Origin of the sequence: Fibrobacter sp. UWP2 (assembly GCF_900141705.1) — a bacterium.
Lineage (GTDB): Bacteria > Fibrobacterota > Fibrobacteria > Fibrobacterales > Fibrobacteraceae > Fibrobacter.
Map to the genome: position 1 here is coordinate 1 of NZ_FQYM01000064.1, position 2,571 is coordinate 2,571.

Consider the following 2,571-nt stretch of genomic DNA (forward strand, 5'->3'; position numbering starts at 1 on the left):
TACGCGCACCTTCGCCTTGCCGCCCGCGATGTACACGGAACCGCCCTGGCTGGACCACTTCTTGAAGCCCTCCCTGGGGTGGTATGCTGCACCGCCGAGCTGTTCCCTTTCGGCCAGGAGTATCGCCTCCACGAGCCTTGCGCCCATCTCCCTCGACAGCGCGTCAAGGCAGCTTTTCCCCTGTTCGGCAAGGTCGGCCAGAACCACCCCGATACTGGTCGAAATGTCGATTTCTTCGCGGCGGACGATTGACAGTTTTGGGGTTCTTTTTGTACTTTTCATCATGGTGGTTATCCTCTTGCTTGGTGTTTTTTTGCTGAACCAAATTTACAAGTTGGAGACCACCTTTTTCTTTTTGGTTGCAGAAATTTCAACTAACTTTGGGGCATCTTCTGGGCTTTGCGGTCTTACCCCCGTCCAAGCTGATCATCGGGGACGAATTCATCCAAGCCGCATCTTCTGGAGGAGGCATAAAATAAACGTACTTGGCACCGGGAGGTTCTGAACTCACGACCGTGGTACCCGGCCTATCGGGACTTTCAAAAATATAAACGGAGTTGCCTTCACCTGGGCATGCAAAACCTTGGTTATTTTGCAGAATATTTGGATCAAAACTTGAACTAGCCTCCCATTCCGTTACGCTCACATACTTAATCGGCGGAGTAGTGCCAGCACCAATATTAAACGAATTTGAATAACTATTCTGACCAATGGTTTCCAGTTTCGCTATATAAAAACCCGTCACAGCGTCTTTTTCAATTTTCACCGTATTGCCCATGTAAGTGGCCACATAAACATCCGCCCATGTATCCGGAGCCTTAAAATAGACGGTTCCCAAACAACTTGCAAATGCACTCTGCGTCCCCACGAGCAGTGCCGCTGTAAAAATTAAGCTATTTCCAAAATTTCTCATTTTATATCCCTCCATTACAAGAACCAGAACGTCAAATTGAATTGTCCCTGCCACGTTCTCGGAGCATCATCCGAATCATTCAACTTGGTCACGCCCAACACCAAACGCAGGCCAAAGTCCAAGTACTTGGAACCAATGCGTTGCATACGGCCTATACCAAGCGCAGCATCGAGTTCAAAGAAATCACAAGGATCTTCTTCCCTATAGGTATGGAATCCAAAGTCATCCTCGATTTTAGATTTATCCCTCGACTGGAAAGTGAGGGACGCCATTGGGCCCGCCTCAAAGAACATGATTCTAGGAATTTCAAATCGCATCAGCAATGGGATGTCCATGGTGAACTGCTTCAAGGAATATTCCAGGCTCAGGTCGGCGCGTTCCTTCTTTTTGCTGGCATCGTCCCATGTCAAAATCGCCGTCAAATCGGACTTGCCCTTGCCCTTGCGGTAGGCAGCCCCCATCTCCAAATGGAGGCCAAAAATTTCAGTCGGCATAAACAGCACGCTAAGACCAGCATTGGCGCCAATGCCCCAATAGTTTCCGGTCAGGTCGTCTACGCCAGCAACCTTGATGGAGTACCCGTCTGCGTGACGGTTCAACCGGTTCAGCCCAAGCGAAGTGTTATAAAAATCATTGTACGTTACGGCGCCATACACACCAAAGCGGAATCGCTTGCGAGCGGGTTCCGCAGGCTGCTGGGCAGATGCCGGTACGGCAGGCATTACAGCCACCGAATCAGACTCTTGCGGAACCTGAGCAGGGGCCGCCACAGGCGTCGGGGTCGGTGCAACGGGCTGTGGCGTGGGTGCGGGTTCAGCAACGGGTGCGGATTCTGCCTCGGGTACAGGTGCAGGGGCAACAGGCTCTGCCACCGGGACGGGCTCAGCGGGTTGCTGGGCAGATGCCGGTGCAGCAGGCATTGCCGCCACCGAATCAGACACTTGTGGAACGGGAGCAGGTTCCGCCGCAGGTTCCACCACTGGGCCAGGTTCCGCCGCAGGTTCAGCTACAGGTGCGAATTCTGCCTCGGGTGCAGGGGCAGGGGCAGCAGGCTCTACTACCGGAGCGGGTTCCGTCTCTAGTCCAAGTTCTGCCACAGGAGCCGGAGTCGGTGCAGCGGGCTGCGGGGCGGACTCGGCGGAATTCTGCGCAAAAGCCATTGCTGCAAGACAAATCACCAAAAACGACCCATTTTTCATTTTTTCTCCTTCACTATAGATTTTCATCCACGACAATATAAATTTTTATATACACATCACAATTATTTTTTATTTTCACTTACAACACAACGTGTTTCGACCACAAAGAGGCCCCATGCCCCCCTTAAAATTGCTCATTTTAGGCGTTTCCATCCCCATACTGTTGTCTTGCTCTAACGACACCGACGTCTCCACTTCCTACGAACTCATCGAGGACCAGGCCTCCTCGGGCAAGGACTCGTCTTCCTCGACCCCTAAAACGTCCTCGTCATCCACAAAAAATTCCTCCTCAGGGGAGACTGCCTCTTCTTCATCATTAGAAAGCTCCTCGTCACAAAAGACGTCCTCTAGTTCCACAAGCGAGCGAATTTGTCCCTTTTTTAGTTGAAAATCCAGGTCTCCAACTGGTGTAAATCTAGGCTATTAGCGCTTCATTGTCAAGTAGTTTCATGCTCTTTT

4 protein-coding genes are annotated in these 2,571 nt (G+C 51.3%); all 4 read right to left on the reverse strand.

Translation table 11 applies throughout. The annotated features are described in order from the left end of the window. On the reverse strand, positions 1-285 hold a 285-nt coding region (locus tag BUB55_RS13685; RefSeq protein WP_143152881.1), incomplete at its 3' end, for a hypothetical protein. A gap of 85 nt (positions 286-370) precedes the next feature. Then, complete coding sequence (locus BUB55_RS13690; RefSeq protein WP_143153092.1) at positions 371-913, reverse strand: hypothetical protein; 543 nt, start codon at positions 911-913, stop codon at positions 371-373. A 14-nt stretch (positions 914-927) separates the two neighbouring features. After that, positions 928-2,112 carry an outer membrane beta-barrel protein gene (locus tag BUB55_RS13695; RefSeq protein ID WP_159432008.1) on the reverse strand — a complete coding sequence of 395 codons (1,185 nt, stop codon included), beginning with the start codon at positions 2,110-2,112 and terminating at the stop codon, positions 928-930. A 198-nt stretch (positions 2,113-2,310) separates the two neighbouring features. Further along, positions 2,311-2,469, reverse strand: a complete 159-nt coding sequence (locus BUB55_RS14425; protein ID WP_159432009.1) for a hypothetical protein — start codon at positions 2,467-2,469, stop codon at positions 2,311-2,313. Positions 2,470-2,571: the final 102 nt, after the last annotated feature.

What these genes read in the sequence shown, in the direction of transcription:
- BUB55_RS13695 (WP_159432008.1), bottom strand. Translation starts at nt 2,112, where the DNA reads ATGAAAAATGGGTCGTTTTTGGTGATTTGTCTTGCAGCAATGGCTTTT.
- BUB55_RS13690 (WP_143153092.1), bottom strand. Translation starts at nt 913, where the DNA reads ATGAGAAATTTTGGAAATAGCTTAATTTTTACAGCGGCACTGCTCGTG.